The sequence below is a fragment of the Roseovarius mucosus genome, assembly GCF_002080415.1.
Classification (GTDB): domain Bacteria; phylum Pseudomonadota; class Alphaproteobacteria; order Rhodobacterales; family Rhodobacteraceae; genus Roseovarius; species Roseovarius mucosus_A.
In genome coordinates, this window is record NZ_CP020474.1 from 1917022 (window position 1) to 1943541 (window position 26520).

Sequence of the window (26520 nt, forward strand, 5' to 3'; positions counted from 1 at the left end):
GCCCCATGTTCCGCCATTTTGCAAGGGCGCGGGCGTGCAGAGCCGTCCAGGTCTGATGAATTTCTTGTAACTGGACCTATCGCGAGGCTATTCGGATCAGTCCAGCGTTTTATGCAGGATCAGCGCGTCCACTTTGGGCCCTTGGCTGCGGGCATAATATCCGGTGCGGCGCGCGCTTTCCCGGTAGCCAGCCGCATCATAAAGCGCGAGGGCCGGCGGATTGTCCTCGGCGACTTCGAGAAAGGCCATGGTCGCGCCGCGCGCGCGCGCTATCACCTCAAAGGCGCTGAGGCAGGCCCGCGCAAGACCGTTGCGGCGATGATCAGGATCGGTGGCAAGCGTCAGCACTTCGGCTTCATCGGCGATGACCCGACCCAGCACAAAGGCCCGCGCATCGCCGGATATGAAAACGAATGCGCTGTCCAGAAGCGTGGCGAATTCCTCCGCCGACCAAGCCCTGCCCGCCCCGGCAAAAGCGCGCGCGTGGCAGGTCGCGAGGGCCTCAGGCGTCATCGAGGATCACCGGTGGCCGATCGCGCGCGGGGGCGGCATCGGCGGGGCGCACATAAAGCGGGGCAGGCGGCGGGCTGTTCTCAGGTGCCAGAGTTGCCAGCCGCGCAATCAGTTCGGCCAGTCGCACCGGATCAGGCGGCAAGACAGGATCTGCGACAGAGGCAAGCGCAACCAATTCGGGCGCGGCGTTGCGGGTCTGGACATAGGCCATGTCGCGGGGTGCGGGCACGCAGGGCGTCCCTGCGCCAGCCTGCGCGCGGATCGCGTCAAGCGTGCTGATCCCGACTGTCGGAATTCCAAGGCTGAGGGCCAGCCCCCGCGCGGCCGCTACAGAAATTCGAATACCGGTAAAATTGCCGGGCCCGATGCCGACACCGATTCGGTTAAGGTCGCTCCATGTGACCCCGGCCTGATCCAGCACCTCTTGCAGCAAGGGCATAAGACGCTCTGCCTGTCCGCGCCCCATCTCTTCGGCACGTGCAGACAAAACGCGGCCTCCTCGCAACAAAGCGGCCGCGCAATGCGCGGCCGATGTGTCAAAAGCCAGTATCAGCGGTTCAGAGACCAACAGGGCGCACCTCTGTCACCTCGGGGATGTAGTGGCGCAGCAGATTCTCGATGCCCATTTTGAGCGTGATGGTCGAAGACGGGCAGCCCGCGCAAGCACCCTGCATATGCAAATAGACCACGCCACGGTCAAAGCCGTGAAAGGTAATATCGCCGCCATCCTGCGCCACGGCGGGACGTACGCGGGTATCCAGCAATTCCTTGATCTGGTTCACGATCGCCGAATCCTCGCCAGTATGCTCGGCATGGCCAGAGGCCACAGCGCTTTCGCCCAACATGACTGGCTGACCGGATTGGTAATGCTCCATGATCGCCCCCAAGATCGCGGGCTTGATATGATCCCACTCAATCGCCTCGCCCTTGGTGACGGTCACGAAATCATTACCAAAAAACACGCCAGACACCCCGGGCACACGGAAAATACGCTCGGCCAACGGGGAACTTCCGGACTTTTCGGCGCTTGGAAAATCAGCGGTGCCAGCTTCAAGCACGGTTTGACCGGGCAGGAATTTCAGCGTCGCGGGATTGGGGGTGGATTCGGTCTGGATGAACATGGCGCGCCCTTTCGTGGTTGCCAAAGATATGCGCCCGACGCCCTCTGGTGTCAAGGATTGGAACGATTCTAAACTAGAACTACGCTGCTCAGGTAATGGCCTCGAGCCGTTCTTTGGTCAGATCGCCGGGCACAATGGTGATGGGAATGGGCAGGGTGCCAGCGGTCTTGGTCAGTTGCGTGACCAGTGGGCCAGGTCCCTTCTTGCCAGTGGCAGCCCCCAGAACCAGCACGCCGATGGCGGGATCATCCTGCACCTGCGCGATGATCTCGACTGCGGGATCGCCTTCGCGGATTACCAGCTCTGGATTAATCCCCTGCTTGTCACGCATCCATTTGGCAAAGACTTCGAAATGCGCCTCGATCCGCTCACGCTGTTCCTCACGCATGAGATCACCCACGCCGATCCAATGGTTGAATTCTTCGGGCGGGATCACAGCGAGGATTTCCACCCCAGCCCCGGTATGGGCGGCGCGCATGGCAGCAAAGCGCATGGCATTGAGACATTCGCGGCTATCATCCAGCACGACAAGAAACTTGCGCATCGGTTCTATCTCCTCAGGCGCGCATCATGCCGTGGATTTTTCGCGGGGGCAATCGCAGAGTCGGGGGGCGCTGCCCCCCGGCCCCCGAGGTATTTAAGGCCAGATGAAACCGAGGCGCGGATCAGTCGAAGGTGCCCGCGACACGCCCCAAGAGCATGAAGGCGCGGGCCGTGCGGGTTTCGGAGAGTTCCGAAATTTCGGCATCACTGGCGGTTTCGGCAAACTGTGTGAACATCTTGTCAAAGCGGCGCAGAAAATGGTGTGCAGCATCCCGAAAGATCGTGTCCTGCTTCATCCGGGCCGCTGTCAACGCCAAAGACGACCGGTCCCTGATACCGCCCAAGGCGGCGATGGTGCGGCCACGCTCGCCCCCGGCAAAGCGGCGCCAAACCTCGGGTCGGGCCATATCAGGGCGCAGGTCGTCCATATAGATGCCATCATGGGACATCAGCGTCAGGATATCCTGCGAGGCGCGGATCAATTGGGCGGTGGGCCGGTCCTTGAGTGCGCGGCGCAGCGCGGCAAATCCGATCTTGTCTTCGGGGTTGTCGGGGAAATTCAGGGCGCGGATGAAATCAGACCGCTCGAGTGGGGCCTGAATATCCTCAGCAGAGGTTCCAAGCGGCAACGACACCTGATCGCCGGGATCATTTGGCGAGGGTGCCGGGGCAAGCACCGGGCGGGGTTCTGGCAGACCCACACGGATCGAGGAAAACGTCGCCAATGCCGTTTCGGTCTTGCGCTGAGCGGCGGCGATTTCGTCGAGTTTCTGGCTGACGGTCTTGTCGACGGTCTGACCAAGCGTTTGGCTCTGAGCGACATAGGCGGCGCGGATGGCGTCGATGGCCGCGCGCAAGCGGCGACTTTCCTCGCGCATCACCCGGCTGGTGCGGGCGGCCGTGGCACCGACCCAAATCATCGCCACTGGCATGAAGACGGCAATCAAAACGATGACAAATTGCAGCGCAGTGCCACCAGTTTCCAACTGCGGAGTGAGCACCAGAAAGAACACAGCCGAGCCCAAGAGCCATAGCGCCGAAAGCGCCACCGCGATCCATTCGATCGCGGTGACGGCTTCGGTTTCAGATTTCGTGTCAAACCCCTTGGAAGGGCCATTTTCGGTGCGGGCTGGGCGCATGATGGGGTGCCTGATCAGATATAGGCGACTTTTATCACCTCATAGCCGCGATCACCACCGGGCGTGCGCACTTCGACGCTATCGCCCTCTTCTTTGCCGATGAGCGCCCGGGCAATCGGCGATTTTATGTTCAGAAGCCCTTTTTCGATGCTGGCCTCGTGTTCGCCCACGATCTGATAGGTGCGTTCCTCGCCCGAATCTTCATCAACGAGCGTAACAGTCGCGCCAAACTTGATCGGGCCCGACAGCTTGGCCGGGTCGATCACCTCAGCCAGGCTGAGGATGCCTTCGAGTTCCTTGATCCGCCCTTCGATAAAGGACTGTTTCTCTTTGGCGGAGTGATACTCGGCATTCTCGCTGAGATCACCATGTTCGCGCGCCTCGGCAATGGCACGGATGATCGCCGGCCGTTCGACCGATTTCAGCTGCTTCAACTCGACCTCAAGCGCGGCATGGCCGCCAGCCGTCATCGGGATCTTTTCCATTTCAACCGTCCATTGTCAGAAGCGGGGCCGCTGGATAGCTGGCCCCGTGATAACATGCCCAAGATTTCAGCGCAGCTTGCCCGAAGCGCGCGCCCGATTGCAAGAGCGGATCGCAGACCCCATGAGATTAGGCCGCTGGCACGTGACGAAATGCCGTTTTCCATCTGGTTTTACGTCGTGTTTCAATTGACGCTTGACGCATGCGCAGGCTAGTCACACTCGCAACTTTGTTGCGCGTCAGGCCGTAGTTGCCGCGCCCGAGAAAAGGATGAGCACGATGACCGAGATAACACGCGAAACGATGGAGTATGACGTTGTAATCGTGGGCGCAGGCCCAGCCGGTCTGTCGGCTGCGATCCGCCTGAAGCAGCTTGATCCTGATTGCGCCGTTGTGGTTCTGGAAAAAGGATCCGAGGTTGGCGCGCATATCCTGTCAGGTGCGGTACTTGATCCTTGCGGTCTCAACGCGCTGATCCCGGATTGGAAAGAGCGGGGCGCGCCCCTTCACACCCCCGTGACCGAGGATAATTTTTACATGCTGGGCGAGGCCGGACGCATTCGCGTGCCGAATTTCCCGATGCCTCCGCTGATGAACAATCACGGAAATTACATCGTCAGCATGGGTAATGTCTGTCGCTGGATGGCCGAGCAGGCCGAGGAGCTGGGCGTTGAGATTTTCCCCGGCATGTCGTGCTCAGAGCTGGTCTATGGTGGGTCTGGCGAGATCAAGGGCGTTGTCGCTGGCGAGTTTGGCAAGAATGAGGATGGCACGCCCGGCCCGAATTATGAGCCGGGGATGGAGCTGCACGGCAAATACGTATTTCTCTCAGAGGGTGTGCGTGGATCGCTCGCCAAAGAAGTGATCGCAAAATATGACCTGTCCAAGGGCAAGGAGCCGCAAAAATTCGGCCTTGGGATGAAAGAGATTTGGGAAGTCGATCCCGCCAAGCACCGCCCCGGCACCGTCACGCATACGATGGGATGGCCGCTAGGCAGCAATGCAGGCGGCGGATCGTTCATCTATCATCTTGAGAACAATCAGGTTTATGTGGGCTTTGTGGTGCATCTCAACTACAAGAACCCCTATCTTTTTCCCTATATGGAATTTCAGCGATTCAAGCATCATCCGATGGTGGCGGAGCTGCTGAAGGGTGGAAAGCGTGTGGCTTACGGCGCACGCGCGATTTCCGAGGGCGGGTATCAGTCGATGCCGAAAATGGTGGCACCCGGCGTGGCGCTGTTGGGCTGTTCGGTGGGCATGGTCAACGTGCCGCGCATCAAGGGCAATCACAACGCCATGCTGTCTGGCAAGGCCGCTGCAGAGGCAGCGCATGCCGCGCTCTCTGCGGGCCGCGCGAGTGATGAGTTGACCGATTACGAGACCGAAGTGCGCAGCGGTGCAATCGGCAAGGATCTTAAAAAGGTTCGCAATGTCAAACCGCTCTGGTCGAAGTACGGCCTCTTGGCGTCGCTTGGTCTCGGTGGGTTCGACATGTGGACCAATACCGCGGGCTTCAGCCTGTTGGGCACGCTAAGTCATGGCAAGACCGATGCCGCCGCCACAGAACCCGCGTCGAAACACAAGCCCATCGACTATCCCAAGCCAGATGGAAAGCTGAGTTTTGACCGGCTGACCAATGTCAGTTTCTCGATGACCAACCACGAGGAAAGCCAGCCTGCGCATCTGCACTTAAAGGATTCATCGGTGCCGATTGGCGTGAACCTGCCGAAATATGACGAGCCCGCGCAGCGCTATTGCCCGGCAGGCGTGTATGAGGTGGTGCGCGAAGAGGGCAAAGACCCGCGGTTCGTGATCAACTTTCAGAACTGCGTGCATTGCAAGACCTGCGACATCAAAGACCCGAGCCAAAACATCAACTGGGTCACGCCGCAGGGTGGGGATGGGCCGAACTATCCCAATATGTAAGGTTTGCGTGATCTTTGGGGTGTGGCGCGGCAATTATGCCGCGCCGCATTGCCTTGGGGGGGCGGGCATATTACCTTTGCGACAACCCAGACCATAAAAGGCAGGACAGCGTGACTCATCGACCCCTTGCAGCGCTTGCATTCACCGCCCTTTTGCAGGTCATGCCCCTGCCCGCGATGTCAGAGGTGTCTTCTGGCGCCTATCTCGCGGCACAGCAGGCGCGGGCCAGTGGGGATTTCGCCGCTGCCGCACAGTATTATGCGCAGGCGCTGACCCGCGACCCGTCAAATCCGGCCCTTCTGGAAAATGCGACAGTCGCCTATTTGGCCTTGGGCAAACTGGAGCCTGCAGTCGCCGTCGCGCGCAAGATCGAGGCGGACGGGCTACGCAGTCAGGTCAGTCAGATGGCGCTGGTCGCCGACGAAACGCGGCAAGGGCAGTGGGATGCTCTTTTGAAGCGGATCGAAGAGGGGCGCGGGGTTGGCGATCTGGCGGATGGCATGATTTCAGCCTGGGCCGATCTGGGCAAAGGCGACATGACTTCGGCGTTGGCGCGGTTTGATGATGTGGCCAAGGAACGTGGGTTGCGTAGCTTTGCCATCTATCACAAAGCGCTGGCTCTGGCCTCGGTCGGGGACTTTGAAGGCGCAGACAAAGTCTTCAGCGGCGAAGATGATGGACCAATCCAGCGGACAAGGCGCGGCGTCATCGGCTGGTCGCAGGTGCTGAGCCAACTCGGAGAGCACGAGCGCGCCGTCACGATCATCGACGATACATTTGGCACAGATCTTGATCCCGAGATCGAAACGCTGCGCGCACGGCTCGCGGACGGCGAGAGCCTCCCCTTTGATCTCGTGAACAGCGCATCGGACGGAATTTCCGAAGTCTTCTTTTCGCTTGGCCGCGCCCTGATGCAAGAGGCCAATGATGAGTATGTCTTGATCTATGCTCGCGTGGCCGAGATGATCAAACCTGCCCATGTCGATGCCGTGCTGATGGCGGCAGACCTGCTAGAGGATCTGGAGCGTTTCGATCTAGCAATCGAGGCGTTTAAGAAAGTACCGCGCGATCACCCCTCTTACCATCTGGCGGAACTGGGGCGCAGCGATGTGCTGCGTCGCGCTGGCAAGCCTGACGCGGCGATCGAAGTTCTGGAGCAATTGGCAAAAGACTATCCCAACCTTGCCGAGGTTCATGTTGCAGTGGGCGATCTCCATCGCTCACAAGAGGATTTTTCCGCCGCAGTGCCAGCCTATGACCGGGCGCTCGAGCTGTATCAGTCGCGGGGGAACGATCAATGGTTCGTGCGTTATGCCCGCGCCATCAGCCACGAACGCTTGGACAACTGGCCCGAGGCTGAGGCCGATTTTCGTCGTGCGTTGGAGTTGAACCCGGATCACCCACAGGTGTTGAACTATCTCGGGTATACGATGGTGGAAAAGCACATCAATCTCGATGAGGCACTGAATATGATCGAGCGCGCCGTCGCCGCGCAACCCGATAGCGGTTATATTGTGGATAGTCTGGGATGGGTTCTCTATCGTCTTGGCCGGTATGAAGAGGCCATCGTGCAGATGGAGCGTGCCGCCGAATTGATGCCGACTGACCCGGTGGTGAATGACCATCTGGGAGACGTTCTCTGGGCTGTAGGCCGCAAGGTCGAAGCGCGGTTTCAATGGAAACGCGCATTGTCCCTGAACGAGAGCGAGCCGTCGCCCGATCTGGAACCTGAGCGCGTGCGCCGCAAGCTCGAAGTCGGTCTGGATCAAGTGCTGAAGGACGAAGGCGCGGAGCCGCTAAAACTTGTCAAAGATGGTAATTGACGGGTTCGCCCCCGCCAAGATCAACCTCTCGCTACATGTCACCGGCCAACGGGCAGATGGGTATCATTTGCTCGATTCGCTGGTGGTCTTTGCCGATGTGGGAGACCGACTGCGCGTGCGGCCTGCGCCCGATGCGCGGCTAACAGTGACCGGACCCATGGCCGTGGGTGTGCCGGGCGGCCCAGACAACCTCGTGCTGCGCGCTGCGGCATTGATGGGGATCACCGCCGAGATTAGCTTGGACAAGCATCTGCCCGCAGCAGCTGGCATTGGCGGCGGGTCAAGCGATGCGGCCGCCTGCCTTAGGGCGCTGTCAGAATTGCGCGGTCAGCCTGTGCCAAACGATGTCCTGGCTCTTGGCGCCGATGTGCCGGTTTGCCTGCTGGCGCGCGCCGCGCGGATGCGCGGAATTGGCGAGGATGTGGTGCCCGTGGCAGGCTTGCCCACGCTTGATGCCGTGCTGGTCAATCCCGGCGTGCCGGTCTCGACGCCTGCGATTTTCCACAGGCTGACACAACGTGAAAATCCAGCGATGCCTGCGCAAATGCCCGAATGGCCTGATGCCGCCGCTCTGATCGACTGGCTGCGCGCACAACGCAACGACCTGCAAGATGCGGCTATTACCTTAGAGCCGGTAGTGGCCGATGTGCTGCACGCGATTTCCGCGACGCAGCACTGTGCCCTAGCGCGGATGTCGGGATCAGGAGCCACTTGTTTCGGGCTCTATCCTGATACCGCGACTGCCACGCGTGCTGCCCAAGCGCTGGTTGCGGCACACCCCGGCTGGTGGGTGCAGGCCACGCGCCTTAGCTGATCCGCGCCACAACATACCCCGCAAGACGATCGAGCATCCCACGCACCGGATGATCCGGCAGCACGGCAATCGCCGCGCGTGCGCGGGCGGCCCAATCCAATGCTTCGGCGCGGGTCTGTTCCAAGGCACCATGTGACTGCATCAGCGCCAAGGCATGCTCCAGATCGCCATCGCGCTGATCGCCTTTTTCGATGGTACGTTTCCAAAACGCACGCTCTTCGGCATTGGCCGCTGAAACCGCCTTGATCACCGGCAGGGTCAATTTACGCTCGCGAAAATCATCGCCGACATTCTTGCCGGTGGATTTCGCGTCGCCCTGATAGTCGAGCAGGTCATCGACGATCTGGAACGCGATACCAAGCGCATCGCCATACTCGAACAGCGCCTTGATCTGCGTCTCGGGCGCACCTGCAATCACGCCGCCCACCTCGGTTGCGGCGGAAAAGAGCGCTGCCGTTTTACCACGCACCACTTGGAGGTAGATATCCTCGGTCGTCGCGAGATCCTGCGCCGCGCTCAGTTGCAATACCTCGCCTTCGGCAATCGTCGCCGAGGCGTTGGACAGGATATCGAGCACGCGAAGCGATCCCGGCTCGACCATCAATTGGAAGGCGCGCGCAAAAAGGTAATCGCCCACGAGAACACTTGATTTGTTGTCCCAAAGCAAATTGGCGGTGGGGCGGCCCCGCCGCTGCGCGCTCTCGTCCACGACGTCGTCATGCAAGAGGGTAGCAGTATGGATAAACTCAACCGTCGCAGCCAGATGCACATCAAACGGTCCGTCGTAACCACAGAGGTCTGCTGTCGCCAGCACAAGCATGGGGCGCAGACGCTTGCCGCCCGCCTCAACCAGATGCGCGGTGACTTGGGGGATGCGCGGCGCATGACGCGAGGCCATCCTATCGCGGATCAAAAGATTGACCGCCTCCATCTTGGCTGCAAGATGCGCAGCAAGTTGTTCATGCGGTTTTGTGGCGATTTCGTCCAATCCCATACTTCCCCCGTCAACATGGCTCGACATAGAGCGCGCCCTGCCCTTATCTATGGCCTATGAAACAACTTTTGCGAACCAATGACATCGCGTCCATCGCCTTTGCTCAGGCTCTTCTTCAGGGCGAGGGTATAGACTGCTTTGAAATGGACGTAAACATGAGCATCCTTGAGGGCTCGATCGGCATTTTCCCGCGCCGTCTGATGGTCGCCAATGAAGATTACGAAGACGCACGGATCACGTTGATTGACAATGGTTTCTCGCTTGAGGACTGAGCCATTTGCCGAGGAAGACCTGAGCCACGATGCGTTTTTGGGGGGGCGTCTGCGCATGGCGCAACCCAAGACGGGCTATCGCGCCGGGGTCGATCCGGTGCTTTTGGCGGCAAGCGTTCCGGCGCGGGCGGGTCAGAGCCTGCTTGATCTGGGGTGCGGGTCGGGAATTGCTGCGCTTTGCGTTGCGTCACGGGTGCCGGGCGTCACTCTGGCTGGACTAGAGATTCAGGCCGCCTATGCGGCGTTGGCCCGCCAGAATAGCGCCTCCAATGGGATCGCACTTGAGGTTTTCGAGGGCGATATTGCAGACATGCCAGCCAGCTTGCGGAAGCGTCAGTTCGATCACATAATCGCCAACCCACCCTATTTCGAGCGTGACCGAAGCACTCCAGCCAGCGACACCGGGCGCGAAAAGGCGATGGGCGAGGCGTTGCCCTTGGCGGATTGGGTGCATGCCGCCGCTCGGCGTACGGGCGTTGGCGGCACCGTGACCTTCATTCAGAGGGTAGAACGATTACCGGATCTTCTGGCGGCAATGGCGACACATCTGGGCAGTATCGAGATTTTGCCGCTGATCCCACGCCGGGGCCGTGCGGCACGGCTGATTCTGCTGCGAGGGCGCAAAGGGGGGCGCGCCGCACTGCGATTGCACGATGGTTGGCTGCTTCACGCGGGTGAAAATCATGGGCAGGATGGGGCAGATTACACCACTGCAACCTCGGATGTGCTCAGGAACGCAGCAGCGCTGCCTTTTCCGGATTGATTTTTCTAAAATGCCGCAGGCAAAGCGCCGCGCAGTTTGCAGGTGCAGCGTGACAGTATTGTAAAAATGTGGTGCACTTCCCATGTCGAATAGACACATCCACACCACAGAGGAGACTGCCCATGAGCTTGAGTTCGCATATTGAAGAACTGAAGAAGAAACATCACGCGCTCTCGGAACAAGTGGAACGGGCGCAGCGCGCGCCGGGCAGCAGCACGCTGGAAATCGCGGAGCTGAAAAAGCAGAAACTCAAGATCAAAGAAGAAATCGAGCGCCTTTCTGTCAACGCCTGACAGCGCCGGTTCTTTTATTACGGGTCTTGTCCGCCAGTGCGCGGACAAGGCCTTTTTAATGCGCTACGGCGTGGCGCCTCACATCACCACCCGGCAGGTCAGATTGATCCGCCCACCCCCGCGCAATAGGCCTGAGGTGCCGGGTCTGATCCGGTCGATCCCATGATAGACCAGCCGTGCCGCGCCGCCCATGACCACCACGTCGCCAGACGCAAGCCAGAGCGAGTCGGTCTTGCCGCCGCGTGTCACATTGCCGATGCGAAAGAGCGCATCATCCCCCAAAGAAATCGACAGCACCGGCCAAGTAAAATCAGCCTCATCCCGATCTTGATGCAGGCCCATGCGCGCCTGCCCCATGTAGTGGTTGATCAAGCAGCAATCCGGCAGCCGTGTTTCGCTGACCAAGGCGCGCCAGATTGCCAGAACAGTTTCGGGAATCGGGGGCCAACCCATTCCATCAGGATGATGGCCCGCGTAACGATAGCCATTTCGGTCACTGATCCAACCACAGCGCCCCGCCGAAGTCATGCGCACACTCATCGCGCGGCCCGAGGGTGTCACCGGCTGAAAAAGCGGTGCCTGAGCCACCACATCGCGCAGGGACGCGATCAACGCCTCTTGTTCCAGAGGGTCGAGCCACCCTTTGTAGATTGCGACATCCCGCAGGATCAGCGTTGGCTCTGGCATCCTGTGCCTCCTTTTGCGCCGGACAGCGCCAATTCGGACCAAATTCGAGGAATTGCCCAGCAGCCACCGCTTGCAGGGGCACAATCCCCTGCCTATATACGCCCGGAACCACTGGTCATGCCACGGGCTGACCTGTCATTCACCGGGGGCCGGATGCCGTAACGGGTCAGGCCTCTGTCACATCGCCTAAGTTAGAAGGGATCGAACAACATGGCCAAAGTTATTGGTATTGACCTCGGCACCACGAACAGCTGCGTCGCGATCATGGACGGCTCTCAGGCCCGCGTGATCGAAAACTCCGAAGGCGCGCGCACCACCCCCTCCATCGTCGCATTTACCGAGACCGAGCGTCTCGTCGGCCAGCCCGCCAAGCGGCAGGCCGTGACCAATCCAGAAAACACCATCTTTGGTGTGAAACGTCTGATTGGCCGTCGCGCGGACGATTCGTATCTCGCCAAAGACAAAAAGAACATGCCGTTCACCGTTATTGATGGTGGCAATGGCGATGCCTGGGTTCAGGCTCGTGGTGAGAAATACAGCCCCTCACAGATTTCTGCCTTCATCCTCGGCAAGATGAAGGAAACCGCCGAAAGCTATCTTGGCGAAGAGGTGACGCAGGCCGTCATCACAGTGCCCGCCTATTTCAACGACGCTCAGCGTCAGGCCACCAAGGACGCAGGCAAGATTGCCGGTCTTGAGGTGCTGCGTATCATTAACGAGCCGACGGCAGCGGCACTCGCCTATGGTCTGGACAAGAAAGATACGCATACCATCGCGGTTTATGACCTTGGCGGCGGCACCTTCGATGTCACCATTCTCGAGATTGACGATGGCCTCTTCGAGGTGAAATCCACCAATGGCGATACGTTCCTTGGCGGTGAAGACTTTGACATGCGCATCGTCAACTACCTTGCCGATGAGTTCAAAAAAGAGCATGGCGTTGATCTGACCAAGGATAAGATGGCGCTTCAGCGCCTCAAGGAAGCGGCAGAAAAGGCCAAGATCGAGCTGTCGAGCTCGTCCCAGACCGAGATCAACCAGCCATTCATTTCGATGGGGTCGAATGGCCAGCCGCTGCACATGGTCGTCAAACTGACCCGTGCCAAGCTTGAAAGCCTTGTGGGCGATCTCATCACCGCGTCGCTCAAGCCCTGTAAAGCCGCGCTCAAGGATGCGGGCCTTACCGCCGCCGACATCGACGAGGTGGTTCTTGTGGGCGGTATGACCCGCATGCCCCGCGTGGTTGAGGAAGTGACCAAGTTCTTTGGCAAGGAGCCGCACAAGGGCGTGAACCCCGATGAGGTTGTCGCCATGGGCGCTGCCATTCAGGCGGGTGTGCTTCAGGGCGACGTCAAGGATGTGGTGTTGCTCGACGTAACGCCGCTGTCGCTCGGGATTGAGACCTTGGGTGGCGTGTTCACCCGCCTCATTGACCGCAACACAACCATTCCGACGAACAAAAGCCAAATCTTCTCGACTGCCGAAGACAACCAGTCTGCCGTCACGATCCGCGTCTTCCAAGGCGAGCGTGAGATGGCAGCGGACAACAAGATGCTGGGCCAGTTCAATCTGGAACACATCCCACCCGCACCGCGCGGCATGCCGCAGATCGAGGTGACATTCGACATTGACGCCAACGGTATCGTGTCTGTTTCGGCCAAAGACAAAGGCACCAACAAGGAACAGAAGATCACGATCCAAGCGTCGGGCGGTCTCTCGGACGAAGACATCGAGAAGATGATCAAGGACGCCGAAGAGAATGCCGAGGCCGACAAGGCCCGTCGCGAACTGGTCGAAGCCCGCAATCAGGCCGAAAGCCTTATCAATTCGACCGAAAAGTCGATTGAAGAACATGGCGACAAGGTTGATCCAACCACAGTTGAGGCGATCGAACTGGCCATTGCCGCGCTCAAGGACGAGCTTGAGACCGACAATGTTGGCAAGATCAAATCTGGCATCCAAAACGTGGCCGAAGCCTCGATGAAGCTGGGCGAGGCGATCTACAAGTCCAGCCAGAGCGACCCGGACGACGAACCGCGTGCAGCCGATCGCGGCGGCGATGAGGATGATATCCTTGACGCCGATTTCGAGGATCTCGACGACAACAAGCGCGCCTGAGGCCCGTCTTGACCCATCGGGGCCGGTTCGGCATCGCGCCGGATCGGTCCCATTAGGGTCACACCAAGGAGATCCCCGATGGCCAAACGTGACTATTACGAAGTGCTCGGGCTGTCCAAGGGCGCCTCGGCCGATGATATAAAAAAGGCCTATCGCAAGAAGGCCAAGGAACTGCACCCCGACCGCAACGCCGACAACCCCGACTCTGAACGCCAGTTCAAAGAGGCAGGAGAGGCGTATGACGTGCTCAAGGACCCGGAAAAGAAAGCGGCTTATGATCGCTTTGGTCATGCGGCCTTTGAAGGTGGCATGGGCGGTGGCGGCGCGCGTCCGGGTGGATTTGGCGGTGGTGCCGGCCAAGGCGACTTCGCTTCTGCCTTCTCTGATGTGTTCGATGACCTTTTCGGCGATTTCATGGGCGGTGCGCGTGGCGGCACCGGGCGGCAGCGTGCCGCACGTGGCGCCGACCTGCGCTATAACCTGCGCATAACGCTGGAAGAGGCCTATGCTGGCCTGCAAAAGACGATCAAAGTGCCCTCTGCCGTGCCCTGCGATGCCTGCGAGGGTTCTGGGGCCGAAGGCGGTGCGCAGCCCAGCACCTGCCCCACCTGTTCAGGCATGGGCAAGGTGCGCGCGCAGCAGGGTTTCTTTACCGTTGAGCGGACTTGTCCCACCTGCGGAGGCCTGGGGCAGATCATCAAGAACCCCTGCAAAAGCTGTCAGGGTCAAGGCCGCGTGCAGAAAGATCGCGCGCTCTCGGTCAACATCCCAACCGGGGTGGAAACCGGCACCCGCATTCGGCTTGCTGGTGAGGGCGAGGCTGGCATGCGTGGCGGTCCGGCAGGCGACCTTTACATCTTCATCGAGGTGGCCAAGCATGAGCTGTTTGAGCGCGAGGAAACCAACCTCTTTTGCCGCGTGCCAGTGTCGATGACCAAGGCCGCACTGGGTGGCGATATCGAGGTGCCCACCATCGACGGCGGGCGCAGCCGGGTCAAGATACCACCCGGTTCGCAATCAGGCCGCCAGATGCGCCTGCGTGGCAAGGGGATGCCCGCGCTGCGCGGTGGGGCGCATGGCGACATGTTCATCGAAATGGCGGTTGAAACTCCGGTGAACCTTACCTCGCGGCAAACCGAGTTGTTGCGTGAGTTCGAAGCGCTGAGCGAGGACAATAGCCCCGAGAGCAAGAGCTTTTTCTCATCGGTCCGAAGTTTCTGGGACTCGATGAAAAGCTAAACCAAACCCGGCCAGACACGGCCGGGTTTTTTCATGCGCCGCGCAGTCGTTAACCTCTTGCTAAGGCTCTTGCGGCAATGTGGGCGCATGAGCAAACCCCGCGCCTTTTCCGATATGCCCCTTCCCCTCTTTGCCAATGACGTAGCAGAGGGACAACGAAGTGCGTCACAGCCTTCCTATATTCGCGATCACCGCACCCGGCTGCGCAGTCGCTTTCTTGAAGGAGGGGCCGCAGCGATACCAGATTACGAGCTTTTGGAACTCGTGCTTTTTCGCGCCATTCCCCGGCGCGATGTGAAACCGTTGGCGCATGCGCTTTTGGCACAATTCGGGGATTTCAACGGGGTCATCTCTGCCCCGCTGGACCGGCTTATCGCGCTGCCCGGCGTGGGTGAAGCGGTGGCAACAGAGCTTAAGATCGTGGAAGCCGCAGCGCATCGTCTGGCCCGCGCCCGTGTGCTCCGGCGTCAGGTCATTTCCTCTTGGGATGCCCTGCTCGATTATTGCCACACCACAATGGCCCATGCCGAGATCGAACAGTTCCGCGTGTTTTATCTGGACCGCAAGAATATCCTCATCGCCGATGAGGAACAGGCGCGTGGCACCATTGATCATGTCCCTGTCTATCCGCGCGAGGTGGTCAAGCGTGCGCTACATCTCAATGCAAGCGCGCTTATCCTGGTGCATAACCACCCCTCGGGTGATCCTACGCCCTCCGCCGCTGATATCAGCATGACGCGACAGGTTCAGACCGCCGCAGAGGCGCTCGGCCTGACGCTGCACGACCATATCGTGATCGGTAAATCCTCTGAGGTCAGCTTTCGGTCGTCAGGCTTTCTCTGACGGCTGTCAGCGCACCCAGACTTCGACGCGACGGTTCACTTGCCGCCCCCAGGCTGTGTCATCGCAGGCCATCGGCATCGCCTCGCCAAAGGCATCCAACTCTAGGCCGATTCGCTCTAGATTTGCAGTCTCGGCGGCACGCATCACGGCACGCTGTACCGTCTCGGCCCGGCGCAGGGCAATGTCGCGATTGGTGCCCGCCGGACCATCGCCATCGGAAAAGCCGACAAAGACCAATCGCCGTGCATCGTAATGGCCCAGTTCCATCGCTCGCGCCAACTGCTCGGCGTTAGAGCGGGATTGCGCATCAAGCCGCACCGATCCAGCCTCGAACCGAAAGGTTGTGGTCAGACGTTTGAGCGGCCCCAGAACCTTCACCATCCGTTGCAGTTCTTCCAATCCTACCTCTGTGCCTGCCTGCGCGATGGCATTGGCAAATCGGTCGCCTTGGGCGTTAATCTCGATTTCCTCTGGGGTTTGATCCACAAACCCGGCGCGTCGAATGACCAACTGCGCCGACGGATCCCTCAGATAGGTCATGAACTCGCGCCCCAGTTTCGGAAGCCGCCGTGCGGGCAAATAGATAAAGAGGGGGGCGGTCAGCGGATAATCCTCGGTCTTGACGGCGCGACGGGTGGCGCTGAGGGCAAAACCACAGTCCCCGCTCAGCGCCAGTTCCCAAGTGTTACCCTGTTCAGAACGTGTCGTGAGACCAATGGCAAATGGATCGCTGGCTACCGTCTCGGCAAATGTCGCACCGTCGGGGTGACGTTGCACGCGTTCCAGCACGTCCCGCCCCTCTGGTCGCAGCACCTGATCGACGCTGGCCTGACCAATGCCGGTCGCCGCATCCCAGAGGTGCACATCAATCGGCGCATCTGGCCCCCCCAAAGCGGCCCAATTGGTAACGTCACCCGACAGCACCTGCGCCAATTCGCGCAGGCTGATATCCTGAACCGGATTGCTTGGTGCGACCACGGGAATGAGTGCATCAAGTGCCAGCACGCGCACCTGTCCCGGGGCCATCAGATTGCCCAATCCCGCCTCGCGCGCGCGCGTGATCTCGTCCTGCCGCGCCTCGCGCAGGGTCATGGCAATATCGGCCTCATTAGCCAAAAGATCGGCAAAACCTTCGTCGGTATTGGTCAGGCGAAACACAAATTCGCCAACTAAAGTGCCGTCGCCCTGATTCAGCGCAAACCGCAGCTCTTGCGGGCTCAGATCTTCGCGGGTCACGTCGTAATTACCGCGAATGGCGAATGCCTCGATCAGAGCGGGCATCAACACCCGGCCAATCGTGGGCGCCCCGGAAAACACCAGACGTGCCACGTAATGTTCCAGGTCAGGACAACCCGGCCCCTCACAGGCCACGCCAGAGCCATCTACCGTCAGCTCGCCATAAATCGTGTCGACGCGATAAAACTCGCCATCAAAGCCCAAAAGATTGCCAGAAATCTCCACAGCGCCGTCGTGCGAGCGTAGCGTGACATCCTGCGCTCGGGCAAAGCCAGGTAATATCAGAAACGAAAGTGCGGCGAAGAACGCCGCACGCACAATTGTCATAGCTTGCCCCCTGCAACACCGCGCTTTAGTTCGACGCGATCTTCAGGTCATTGAACAGGTTTTTCAACACAAGAAAGTCACCAATCCCCTCGCAGTCGGGCATTGCCAGCACAATATCTTGCACCACGAGTCCCTCTGCGCCCGTCGCGATAGACTGCGCTTCGAAATCCCGGCTGCAATTGGCGTCTGTTACCTCAGCCTCGACCTGAAAATGCACAACGCCATCTTGCAGCATGGCACCAGTGGGAAAGGTATAGACCTCGGCCCTCAGCCCCTGATCGAGATTCGGCTCACCAAGAGATGTCAGGAACCCACCCTCGCCCTTGAGCGCGCGTGTCATATCTTCACTGGCATTGGCCCAGACATGACCAGAGCCACCGAATTCAGCACCATATTCGAACGCATGCAGATGCAGCACCTCGCCTCCGCGCCATTGCACGACAAAGCGGTCATAAAGCGCCAGCGTGTCCATTGTTGCAGTAGAAATGGCACCTTCGCCATCTTCGAACGCAGCAATGAACACCGCCGCTTCGGCCAATGCGGGGATGGTCAACGTGCTCTCACCCTGATCATCGGTGACGGCTGTGAACATCATGCCGTTGTGGTGCAACGTGAAATTTGTGTTGGGCTGACAGGGCGCACTGAGTGTCACCTCGACCATCGCGGCGGCCTGCGCGCGGGCCTCCATTATGTAATCACAGGCAAAACTGGGCGCGATCTCTTCTTCGGGCAGGGTGTCAGTCAAAGGCACATCCTGAGCCACGGCCAGCGTCACGGGTGTTGCAGGCAAGGCAACAGGCTCTGGCGCTGTCATCGGCGGCACCGCCCCTGCAGAGGTCAGCTCGATCTGGGTAATCTCAACCGGCGCTTCTAGGGCCGGGCCGGGGATTGCAGTGGCATTCTGCGCCGGGCTCTGAGCCCCGGCCTGCATGAAATACCCGATCCCCAAAGCACAGGCGAGCGTGCCGCCTGCAGTGATGTAACGTCTGGCCTTGGACATAAGACTCTCCCTGACACATCAATTGTCAGGGAAAGGCCTAATGCACAAAAATGGCCCCGGTATGGCGCGGAATGGGTGTCAATCGGGCGCTGGTGTCAGGCCAGACGCCCGTGGCAATGCTTGAATTTCTTGCCGGATCCACAAGGGCATGGATCGTTGCGCCCCGGATTGCCCCAAGTTGCAGGATCGTTTTCATCAAAACCGGGGGCTGCATTCTCATTCACTTCAGCTGGTTCGCTGGTGTCAGCAGCCGCCATCATCGCTGCGCGCTGCGCTGCCATTTCCTGCATCAGCTGCTGCTGCTCGGCCTCATTCATGGGGCGAATCTGAGCCAGTTTCTGGGTTACATCCATGCGCAGGCTATCGAGCATGTTTTCGAACAATTGGAACGCTTCATTTTTATATTCGTTGAGCGGGTCGCGCTGTGCATAGCCACGGAACCCAACGACGCTGCGCAGATGCTCGAGCGTCAGCAAATGTTCGCGCCATTTTCCGTCGATGGTCTGCAACAGAATCTGCTTTTCAATCATCCGCATGGTATCGGGGCCGAATTGTGCTGCCTTGGCCGCCATCATCTCATCGGCGGCCTTGTCCAGCCGGGCGACGATATCCTCGTCGTCCACGCCGTCTTCTGCGGCCCAGTCGATCACCGGAAGGTCCATGTTGAGCTTTTCGATCACCGCCGCATAGAGACCTTGGGTGTCCCACTGATCGGCATAGGTCTTGGGTGGCATGTATTGATCGACCAGATCGTCGATCACCTCGCCGCGCATGTCCTTGATGATCTCACTCAGATCTTCGGCGCGCATGATGTCGAGACGCTGCTTGAAGATCACCTTGCGCTGCTCGTTCATCACATCGTCGAATTTCAGCAATTGCTTGCGGATGTCAAAGTTGCGCCCTTCGACCTTGGCTTGCGCGCGCTCCAGCGATTTGTTGACCCAAGGGTGAATGATCGCCTCGCCCTCTTTCATGCCAAGCGTTGCCAGCACCTTTTCCAGCCGTTCAGAACCGAAGATGCGCATAAGATCGTCTTCGAGACTGAGGAAGAAGGCGGATTTACCCGGATCGCCTTGACGGCCCGAGCGACCACGCAGCTGATTGTCGATCCGACGACTCTCGTGTCGTTCGGTCGCCAGCACAAAGAGGCCACCAGCGGCCTTCACCGCCTCTTCATCGGCGGCATGTTCGGCCTCGATCCGTTTGCGAATTTCTTCGGGATCTGCTTCTGGGTCGGCGGCGATAGCCTCCATAACTTTGAAGTCGACGTTGCCGCCCAATTTGATGTCGGTGCCGCGTCCGGCCATGTTGGTGGCGATGGTCACCGCGCCCAACCTGCCCGCATCGGCAACGATCTGCGCCTCTTTTTCATGCTGGCGCGCGTTGAGCACGTTATGAGCAATGCCCGCTTCGGTCAGCAGCTTGCTCAGCATTTCGGATTTTTCGATAGAGGTGGTGCCCACCAGCGTCGGCTGACCCTTTTCGCTCGCGGTGCGAATGGCCGAGGCAATCGCCTCGTATTTCTCGCGGGCGGTGCGATAGACGGCATCATCCTTGTCGATGCGCGCGATGGGCCTGTTGGTTGGCACCTCGACCACGCCAAGACCGTAGATTTCGCCAAATTCCTCGGCTTCTGTCAGGGCGGTGCCGGTCATACCCGACAGCCGGTCATAGAGGCGAAAGTAGTTCTGAAACGTCACAGAGGCCAGCGTCACATTCTCTGGCTGGATCGTGCAGCCCTCTTTGGCCTCAATCGCCTGATGCAAACCGTCCGACAGGCGCCGGCCCGCCATCATCCGGCCGGTAAATTCGTCGATCAACACCACATCGCCACCGCGCACGATATAGTCCTTGTCCTTGGTAAAGAGTTTGTGCGCGCGCAGACCCTGATTGACGTGATGCACGATGGTCGTGCTCTCGGGATCATAGAGAGATTGCCCCTCGGGCAGCACACCACGTGTCACAAGCAGGTTTTCGAGAAACTCGTTACCCTCTTCCGTGAATGTGACATTTCGGGTCTTTTCGTCCAGCTTATAGTGTTCGTCTTGCAATTCAGGGATCAGCGTATCGATCGACTGATAAAGACTGCTGCGGTCCTGACTTGGCCCAGAGATAATCAGGGGCGTGCGCGCCTCGTCGATCAGGATGCTGTCCACCTCGTCGACCACCGCGAAGTTATGGCCGCGCTGGTTCATATCCTCGAGCGACGATTTCATGTTGTCGCGCAGGTAATCGAACCCAAGTTCGTTATTCGTGGCGTAGGTCACATCAGCGGCATAGGCCGTCTTTTTCTCGGACTCGGGCTGTTGGGGATAGACTACACCCGTCGTCATTCCGAGCGCACCAAACACTTTGCCCATCCATTCGGCATCACGCTTGGCCAAGTAGTCATTGACGGTGACGATGTGCACGCCTTTGCCCGAAAGAGCGTTGAGATAAGCGGGGAATGTCGCAACGAGGGTTTTGCCTTCGCCTGTCTTCATCTCGGCGATATTGCCCTGATGCAGAAATATCCCCCCCATCAATTGTACGTCAAAGGCCCGAAGACCCAAGGCCCTGCGGGCCCCTTCGCGACAATTGGCAAAAGCCTCGGGCAAGAGGGCCTCTAGGCTTTCGCCCCCGGCGATCCGAGCCCGGAATTCGTTGGTCTTGTCGATGAGCGCCTGATCGCTCAGGCCTTGATACTCGGATTCAAGCGCATTGATCTTTGCGATCAACGGGCGCGTCGCCTTGATCTTGCGGTCATTCGGGGTGCCGAAGATCTTTTTGGCGACCGTTCCAATACCCAACATGTTTTATCCGTTCCGGTGTTTTGCCTATCCTTGGCAGGCAACCGCTTGCCCCTCTTGCCGCGTCCCCCTAAAACGGGGCGCAAGACGGCGGTTCTGCCTTGGTCTCAGGGCGATGTAAGGGCCAGCCGGTTGAGTGTCAACGCTGCGCACCCGCGCACCCCCGCTCTGCGGGCCCCACCAAAGGATGATTTCATGTACCGCCACTTGCTTTCGACCGCGGCCCTTGTCTCTGGCCTTGCCATTGGCGCTCAGGCCTTTGCGCAGGACACCCCAAGTGCCGAAACGGTGATGGCCACCGTTGGCGGCACCGATATTACCCTTGGGCATATGCTCGCGGTTCGCGCAGCCCTGCCCGCGCAATATGATCAGGTGCCCCCAGAGGCTCTGTTCAAGGGCGTTCTGGATCAACTGATCCAGCAGGAATTGTTGAGCCAAGCGCATGAGGGCGATTTGTCTCGTGCGGCTGCACTACAACTCGAGAACGAGCGCCGCGCCGTTTTGGCCGCCGATGTGGCAGAGGAAGTTGTCAACGCCGACTTGACCGAAGAGCGCCTGCAAGCCGCCTATGACGCACAATATGCCGGGGCAGAGGACGAAACCGAATACAAGGCCGCGCATATTCTGGTCGAGACCGAAGAGGCCGCTCAAAACCTTGTGATCGAATTGGAGGGCGGGGCAAATTTTGCAGCGCTGGCGCAGGAGCATTCCATCGGCCCGTCCGGCCCGTCAGGCGGGGATTTGGGCTGGTTTGGTGATGGCGTGATGGTTCCAGAGTTCTTTGCCGCTGTGGCGGCCCTCGACGTGGGGGCTGTCTCTGCGCCAATCCAAACACAATTCGGTTGGCATGTTATCCAACTCAACGAGACGCGGATCAAGGAACGCCCGACGCTGGACGGTGTGCGCGACGAGCTGACCAACACCCTGCGGCAAGAGGCCTTTGATGCCTTTATCGCTGCACGCGAGGCGGCGACCGAAGTGATCCGGACCGACACGACCGCAATGGACCCTGTTGTCATCAACCAAACCGACCTGCTGGAGAACTGAGCCATGGGCGCCAAACCGCCGCTTTCCCCGCTTGCCCCGGAAGGCTTTCCCAAGCTGCCCGTGATCGGCGGCGTGAGCTTTGCCACAACAGAGGCCGGAGTGCGCTATCAAAACCGCACCGACGTGCTTTTGGTGAGCCTCGCGCCCGGCACGGCCGTGGCAGGGGCCTTTACACGCTCGGCCACCCGCTCGGCCGCAGTGCTCGATTGTCAGGACAAGATCGGGTGCGATCCGGTGGCCGGTGCAGCCATCGTGGTCAACTCGGGCAATGCCAACGCATTCACCGGGCGGCGGGGGGCTGCCTCTGTGCAAGCCATCACCGAAGCGACGGCTAGTGCGCTGGGCATTCCAGCGAATCGCGTCTTTTCCTCCTCGACCGGGGTGATTGGTGAACCGCTGCCGCATGAGCGTATCATCGACAAGCTAGAGGATCTGGCCTCTGCCCTATCGCCCCATGCGATTGAAACGGCTGCCCGTGCGATTATGACCACTGATACCTTTCCCAAAGGGGCCTCAGAGGTGGTGATGGTTGATGGGCAGGCAGTGCATATCGCGGGGATTGCCAAAGGGTCAGGCATGATCGCCCCGGATATGGCGACGATGCTTGTCTATATATTCACCGATGCTGCGATAGATCAGGACATCCTTCAGGATATGGTCAGCGCGCTGAATCGTACGACGTTCAACTGCATCACCGTGGATAGCGACACCTCAACCTCAGACACTCTGCTCGTGGCCGCCACCGGTGCCTCTGGCCTTCGGATGACCGAGAACAGCATGGGCTTTATGGAGGGGCTGCGCCGTGTCATGCTCGATCTGGCGCATCAGGTGGTGCGCGATGGCGAGGGGGCGACGAAATTTGTCGAGATCTCGGTCACTGGTGCCGCCTCGGATGCCGAGGCGCATATCCACGCCAAGGCGATTGCGAACTCACCGTTGATCAAGACAGCCATCGCCGGTGAAGACCCCAATTGGGGCCGTGTGGTGATGGCCATCGGTAAATCCGGGGCACGGGCGGATCGTGACCTTTTGGCGATCTGGTTTGGCGATATGCAGGTGGCCAAAGACGGGTTTGTCAGCCCCAGTTATAACGAAGCCAGCGCCGCCGCCTATATGAAGCAACAGGAGATCGTGATTCATGTCGACCTGGGCCTAGGTGGTGGTACGGCACGGGTCTGGACCTGTGATCTGACCCATGGCTATATCGACATCAACGCGGATTACCGGTCTTGAAAACTGTTCTGGTTTCGGCGGTCGCCCTCATTGACGTGGACGGCCGCATTCTGTTGACCCAAAGACCGGAGGGGAAATCCATGGCCGGTCTGTGGGAATTTCCCGGCGGCAAGGTAGAGCCGGGCGAGACACCAGAGGCGGCGTTGATCCGCGAATTGGAAGAGGAGTTGGGCATCAACACCTGGGCCAGTTGTCTGGCCCCGTTGACCTTCGCCAGCCACTCCTATCCCGATTTTCACCTGCTGATGCCGCTCTTTGCCTGCCGCAAATGGGAGGGGATCGTGCAGGGGCGAGAGGGCCAAGCGCTCAAGTGGGTACGCGCGGCAGACTTGCGATCCTACCCCATGCCCCCAGCCGATATTCCCCTGATTCCCATTCTGCGCGACTGGCTTTGAGCCTTTTGTCGGCTTTTGCGCTGCCTAAAAATTCCTCATGTCAATGGTTTTCACACGGCTTTCTTGTGATATCGGGCGCGTCGCAAGAAAATTGAACGCTATGCGAAAAAGTTAGTATCTTTTTCACCATTTATGGAAATACTCAATCAATCTTCACAGCCTTGTTACATTCGGGGGGATGACATGCTGCGCACTGTTCAACTAGGGTCTTGTGTTTCCATTCAGGGTATTTTTGTGCGGCTTCTCAGCAATGGCTTGATGCAGGTCAGGGTAGGGAGCCGTCTTTATTCCGGTCGTCCAGTCGAACAGCGCACCGCCTGATTTCGCTTTATTCGATCTTCTCAACCTCAATCATGCGAAAGGGGCAGCCTAGCTGGCCGCCCCCATTATTTTGTCTCTGTCCTTTAGCTTAGGCCAGTGTCCGCGTCACTTCCTCGCGCTCGAAAATCTCGATCACGTCGTCAGGGCGGATATCGTCATAATTCTCAAAGGCCATACCGCATTCTTGACCGGATTGAACCTCGTTGACGTCATCCTTGAAGCGCTTAAGCGTCTTGAGCGTGCCCTCATGGACCACAACATCATCGCGCAAGAGACGCACACCGGCAGACCGCCGCGCGACACCCTCGGTCACAAGGCAACCTGCAACGCGACCAATGCCCGTAACCTTGAACACTTCCTTGATCTTGGCATAACCAATGAACTTCTCGCGAATTTCATTGCCCAACAGACCGCTCGCCGCCGCCTTCACGTCGTCAACCAGATCGTAGATGACCGAGTAATACCGGATCTCCACACCTTTCTGGTTGGCGGTGTTACGCGCAGGCGCATTGGCGCGAACGTTAAAGCCGAAGACCGGCGCACCTGACGCTTCGGCCAAGCCAATGTCGGATTCGGTGATGGCACCCACACCAGAGTGCAACACGCGCACGCGCACTTCGTTGTTGCCGATCTTTTCCATCGCCTGAACGATAGCCTCGGCAGAGCCCTGCACATCCGCCTTGACGACGATTGGCAGTTCTTTGACGTTCTCGTCTTCCTTGGCCTTGGCCAAAAGCTGTTCGAGCGTGGTGCCAGCACCCACCGCCGCACGCTTTTCCTTAGAGGCGTTGGCGCGGTATTCGGCGATCTCGCGTGCTTGCGCTTCGGTCTCGACCACGTTCAGCACGTCACCGGCCTCGGGCGTGCCGTTGAGGCCAAGAACCTCGACCGGCACCGACGGGCCAGCTTCTTTGATCCGCTCGCCGCGATCATTGATCAGCGCGCGCACGCGGCCATATTGCTCGCCCACAACAAAGACATCGCCTTGGCGCAGCGTCCCTTTCTTGACCAGAACGGTGGCGACAGGGCCACGGCCCACATCAAGCTGCGCCTCGATCACAGCGCCTTCAGCGGCACGGTTGGGATTGGCCTTGAGTTCAAGGATCTCTGCCTGCAGCGCGATAGCTTCCAGCAGTTCATCCAGACCCTGCCCGGTCACAGCCGACACTTCGACATCCTGCACATCGCCTGACATCTGTTCGACGATCACCTCGTGTTGCAAGAGATCGGTGCGCACCTTTTGCGGGTTGGCCTCGTATTTGTCGATCTTGTTGATCGCCACGATCATCGGAACCTTGGCCGCCTTGGCATGGTTAATCGCCTCGATGGTCTGAGGCATGACTGCGTCATCAGCCGCAACAACCAGAACCACGATATCCGTCACTTGTGCGCCACGGGCGCGCATGCTGGTAAAGGCCGCGTGACCGGGCGTATCAAGGAATGTGAGCAATGCACCGCTGTCGGTCTTGACTTGATAAGCACCGATATGCTGTGTGATGCCTCCAGCCTCGCCAGCCACAACCTTGGCATCGCGGATCGCATCCAGAAGCGAAGTCTTGCCGTGGTCGACATGGCCCATGATGGTGATCACAGGCGGCCGCGAGGCGAGATCCTCGGGCTTGTCATCGACTTGATCAATCACATCTTCGACATCCGAGTCGCTCACGCGAACCACGCGGTGCCCGAATTCCTCGATGATAAGTTCGGCGGTGTCGGCATCAATCGACTGGTTCTGCGTGACCATCATGCCATTCTGCATCAACGCTTTGACAATATCACCGACACGCTCGGCCATGCGGTTGGCCAATTCCGATACGACAATGGTCTCAGGTAGTTGCACGTCACGCACGATCTTTTCACGCTCTTGCAAGCCGCCCATTGCCTTTTGGCGGGCGCGTTCTTGCTTGCGCTTCATCGCAGCCATAGATTTCGGGCGCCCACCTTCGCCCCCGGCCAGTGCTTGATTGAGCGTGAGCTTGCCCGCGCGGCGGGCATCTTCGCCACCACGCGCCTTGCCACGACGCGAAACCTGATCGTCTTCTTCGCGCTTGCGCGCGACAGGGGCTGCCTTGGAAGCCGGCGCACGAGTGGGCGCGGCTACGGGCGCAGCATCCGGCTCTGCCGCCGAAGCCGCAGCCTTGAGCGCAGCTTGTTCGGTGGCGCGCTTCTGGCGCTCCTCTTCCTCTAGTTTGGCACGCGCCTTTTCCTCGGCTTCGCGTTGTTCGCGTTCCTTGGCCTCAGCCTCTTCGCGACGGCGATTGCGCTCCTCTTCGCGGGCCTTTTCATCCGCCTCGCGTTGGGCTGCATCATCGGCTTCGCGCGCTCTGGCTGCGGCGAGCGCCTTCATCCGGCGCTCCAGCTCTGCATCAGAAATACCTGCCGGACGCTTGGACGCCGCTGTGATACCCGAAGACGTTCCAGAGCCCGCAGCCCCGGTGGCCGCCGCCGCAGGTTTTGGCACGACGACACGCTTGCGCTTGGTTTCCACCACGACGTTCTTGGTTCTGCCATGGCTAAAGCTCTGCTTCACGTTCCCCGGCCGGGAACCTGCGCCACGCACCCCCAAAGGTTTCTTTCCGTCGTTGTCGCTCATAGTCT

The 26520-nt window shown here is 59.5% G+C and carries 24 protein-coding genes; 12 read left to right on the top strand and 12 right to left on the bottom strand.

Going from position 1 to position 26520, the window contains the following annotated elements:
* Nucleotides 1–96: 96 nt before the first annotated feature.
* From ROSMUCSMR3_RS09190 to greA, 6 genes are all read right to left on the bottom strand, one after another.
* Nucleotides 97–513 (bottom strand): GNAT family N-acetyltransferase, encoded by a 417-nt coding sequence (locus ROSMUCSMR3_RS09190; RefSeq protein WP_081507138.1) that lies wholly within the window; start codon nt 511–513, stop codon nt 97–99.
* Complete coding sequence (gene tsaB, locus ROSMUCSMR3_RS09195) at nt 503–1081, bottom strand: tRNA (adenosine(37)-N6)-threonylcarbamoyltransferase complex dimerization subunit type 1 TsaB (protein WP_081507139.1); 579 nt, start codon at nt 1079–1081, stop codon at nt 503–505. The genes ROSMUCSMR3_RS09190 and tsaB overlap by 11 nt, the downstream gene beginning before the upstream one ends.
* Nucleotides 1071–1634 carry a NifU family protein gene (locus ROSMUCSMR3_RS09200; protein WP_008281315.1) on the bottom strand — a complete coding sequence of 188 codons (564 nt, stop codon included), beginning with the start codon at nt 1632–1634 and terminating at the stop codon, nt 1071–1073. The genes tsaB and ROSMUCSMR3_RS09200 overlap by 11 nt, the downstream gene beginning before the upstream one ends.
* A gap of 88 nt (nt 1635–1722) precedes the next feature.
* On the bottom strand, nt 1723–2178 hold the full coding sequence (locus ROSMUCSMR3_RS09205; RefSeq protein ID WP_008281314.1) for a universal stress protein: 456 nt from the start codon (nt 2176–2178) through the stop codon (nt 1723–1725).
* A 121-nt stretch (nt 2179–2299) separates the two neighbouring features.
* On the bottom strand, nt 2300–3316 hold the full coding sequence (locus tag ROSMUCSMR3_RS09210) for a hypothetical protein (RefSeq protein WP_081507140.1): 1017 nt from the start codon (nt 3314–3316) through the stop codon (nt 2300–2302).
* Nucleotides 3317–3330: 14 nt separating this feature from the next.
* Nucleotides 3331–3801: a transcription elongation factor GreA gene (gene greA, locus ROSMUCSMR3_RS09215; protein ID WP_008281312.1), complete on the bottom strand. Its 471-nt coding sequence runs from the start codon at nt 3799–3801 to the stop codon at nt 3331–3333.
* A gap of 277 nt (nt 3802–4078) precedes the next feature.
* Here greA and ROSMUCSMR3_RS09220 point away from each other — a divergent pair, with 277 nt between their 5' ends.
* From ROSMUCSMR3_RS09220 to ROSMUCSMR3_RS09230, 3 genes are read left to right on the top strand one after another with little or no spacing between them, the layout of a single operon-like run.
* On the top strand, nt 4079–5728 hold the full coding sequence (locus ROSMUCSMR3_RS09220; protein WP_081507141.1) for an electron transfer flavoprotein-ubiquinone oxidoreductase: 1650 nt from the start codon (nt 4079–4081) through the stop codon (nt 5726–5728).
* A gap of 35 nt (nt 5729–5763) precedes the next feature.
* Entirely contained in the window at nt 5764–7551 is a 1788-nt protein-coding gene (locus ROSMUCSMR3_RS09225; protein WP_008281309.1) for a tetratricopeptide repeat protein, read from the top strand.
* The gene (locus ROSMUCSMR3_RS09230; RefSeq protein ID WP_081507142.1) at nt 7541–8365 is read left to right on the top strand and encodes a 4-(cytidine 5'-diphospho)-2-C-methyl-D-erythritol kinase; all 825 of its coding nucleotides are present in this window, start codon (nt 7541–7543) and stop codon (nt 8363–8365) included. The genes ROSMUCSMR3_RS09225 and ROSMUCSMR3_RS09230 overlap by 11 nt, the downstream gene beginning before the upstream one ends.
* On the opposite strand, the gene ROSMUCSMR3_RS09235 is transcribed toward ROSMUCSMR3_RS09230, so the two are convergent.
* Complete coding sequence (locus ROSMUCSMR3_RS09235) at nt 8358–9359, bottom strand: polyprenyl synthetase family protein (RefSeq protein ID WP_081507143.1); 1002 nt, start codon at nt 9357–9359, stop codon at nt 8358–8360. The two genes, ROSMUCSMR3_RS09230 and ROSMUCSMR3_RS09235, sit on opposite strands and share 8 nt — an antisense overlap.
* Nucleotides 9360–9415: 56 nt before the next feature.
* Here ROSMUCSMR3_RS09235 and ROSMUCSMR3_RS09240 point away from each other — a divergent pair, with 56 nt between their 5' ends.
* From ROSMUCSMR3_RS09240 to ROSMUCSMR3_RS09250, 3 genes are all read left to right on the top strand, one after another.
* Nucleotides 9416–9631 carry a DUF2007 domain-containing protein gene (locus ROSMUCSMR3_RS09240; RefSeq protein ID WP_008281306.1) on the top strand — a complete coding sequence of 72 codons (216 nt, stop codon included), beginning with the start codon at nt 9416–9418 and terminating at the stop codon, nt 9629–9631.
* A complete protein-coding gene (locus ROSMUCSMR3_RS09245) occupies nt 9621–10394 on the top strand; it encodes a tRNA1(Val) (adenine(37)-N6)-methyltransferase (RefSeq protein ID WP_237183569.1) in 774 nt (257 codons plus the stop codon). The genes ROSMUCSMR3_RS09240 and ROSMUCSMR3_RS09245 overlap by 11 nt, the downstream gene beginning before the upstream one ends.
* Nucleotides 10395–10516: 122 nt before the next feature.
* Nucleotides 10517–10687 carry a YdcH family protein gene (locus ROSMUCSMR3_RS09250; RefSeq protein WP_008281304.1) on the top strand — a complete coding sequence of 57 codons (171 nt, stop codon included), beginning with the start codon at nt 10517–10519 and terminating at the stop codon, nt 10685–10687.
* 78 nt (nt 10688–10765) lie between these two features.
* On the opposite strand, the gene ROSMUCSMR3_RS09255 is transcribed toward ROSMUCSMR3_RS09250, so the two are convergent.
* Nucleotides 10766–11374, bottom strand: a complete 609-nt coding sequence (locus tag ROSMUCSMR3_RS09255) for an alpha-ketoglutarate-dependent dioxygenase AlkB family protein (protein ID WP_081507144.1) — start codon at nt 11372–11374, stop codon at nt 10766–10768.
* A gap of 210 nt (nt 11375–11584) precedes the next feature.
* Between ROSMUCSMR3_RS09255 and dnaK the strand changes: the two genes are divergently transcribed.
* The 3 genes from dnaK to radC all read left to right on the top strand — a co-directional run bounded on the left by dnaK (nt 11585) and on the right by radC (nt 15574).
* Nucleotides 11585–13492: a molecular chaperone DnaK gene (dnaK, locus tag ROSMUCSMR3_RS09260; RefSeq protein ID WP_081507145.1), complete on the top strand. Its 1908-nt coding sequence runs from the start codon at nt 11585–11587 to the stop codon at nt 13490–13492.
* Between the two features lie 78 nt (nt 13493–13570).
* Complete coding sequence (dnaJ, locus tag ROSMUCSMR3_RS09265) at nt 13571–14731, top strand: molecular chaperone DnaJ (RefSeq protein WP_081507146.1); 1161 nt, start codon at nt 13571–13573, stop codon at nt 14729–14731.
* Between the two features lie 87 nt (nt 14732–14818).
* Nucleotides 14819–15574, top strand: coding sequence for a RadC family protein (gene radC / locus ROSMUCSMR3_RS09270; protein ID WP_008281300.1), 756 nt, complete (start codon nt 14819–14821; stop codon nt 15572–15574).
* Between the two features lie 6 nt (nt 15575–15580).
* Here the strand turns inward: radC and ROSMUCSMR3_RS09275 are convergent, their stop codons facing one another.
* The 3 genes from ROSMUCSMR3_RS09275 to secA all read right to left on the bottom strand — a co-directional run bounded on the left by ROSMUCSMR3_RS09275 (nt 15581) and on the right by secA (nt 20929).
* A complete protein-coding gene (locus ROSMUCSMR3_RS09275; RefSeq protein ID WP_081507147.1) occupies nt 15581–17137 on the bottom strand; it encodes a substrate-binding domain-containing protein in 1557 nt (518 codons plus the stop codon).
* 25 nt (nt 17138–17162) lie between these two features.
* On the bottom strand, nt 17163–18137 hold the full coding sequence (locus tag ROSMUCSMR3_RS09280; protein WP_081507148.1) for a hypothetical protein: 975 nt from the start codon (nt 18135–18137) through the stop codon (nt 17163–17165).
* A 95-nt stretch (nt 18138–18232) separates the two neighbouring features.
* Entirely contained in the window at nt 18233–20929 is a 2697-nt protein-coding gene (secA, locus tag ROSMUCSMR3_RS09285; RefSeq protein ID WP_081507149.1) for a preprotein translocase subunit SecA, read from the bottom strand.
* Nucleotides 20930–21121: 192 nt separating this feature from the next.
* On the opposite strand from secA, the gene ROSMUCSMR3_RS09290 reads away from it, so the two are divergent.
* Genes ROSMUCSMR3_RS09290 through mutT form a run of 3 tightly spaced genes read left to right on the top strand, consistent with a single transcriptional unit; the run spans nt 21122 to nt 23601 of the window.
* Nucleotides 21122–21973 carry a peptidylprolyl isomerase gene (locus tag ROSMUCSMR3_RS09290; protein WP_081507150.1) on the top strand — a complete coding sequence of 284 codons (852 nt, stop codon included), beginning with the start codon at nt 21122–21124 and terminating at the stop codon, nt 21971–21973.
* A gap of 3 nt (nt 21974–21976) precedes the next feature.
* Complete coding sequence (argJ, locus tag ROSMUCSMR3_RS09295; protein WP_081507151.1) at nt 21977–23206, top strand: bifunctional glutamate N-acetyltransferase/amino-acid acetyltransferase ArgJ; 1230 nt, start codon at nt 21977–21979, stop codon at nt 23204–23206.
* A complete protein-coding gene (gene mutT, locus ROSMUCSMR3_RS09300) occupies nt 23203–23601 on the top strand; it encodes an 8-oxo-dGTP diphosphatase MutT (RefSeq protein WP_081507152.1) in 399 nt (132 codons plus the stop codon). The genes argJ and mutT overlap by 4 nt, the downstream gene beginning before the upstream one ends.
* Nucleotides 23602–24010: 409 nt before the next feature.
* On the opposite strand, the gene infB is transcribed toward mutT, so the two are convergent.
* Nucleotides 24011–26515 (bottom strand): translation initiation factor IF-2, encoded by a 2505-nt coding sequence (gene infB, locus ROSMUCSMR3_RS09305; protein WP_037297845.1) that lies wholly within the window; start codon nt 26513–26515, stop codon nt 24011–24013.
* Nucleotides 26516–26520: the final 5 nt, after the last annotated feature.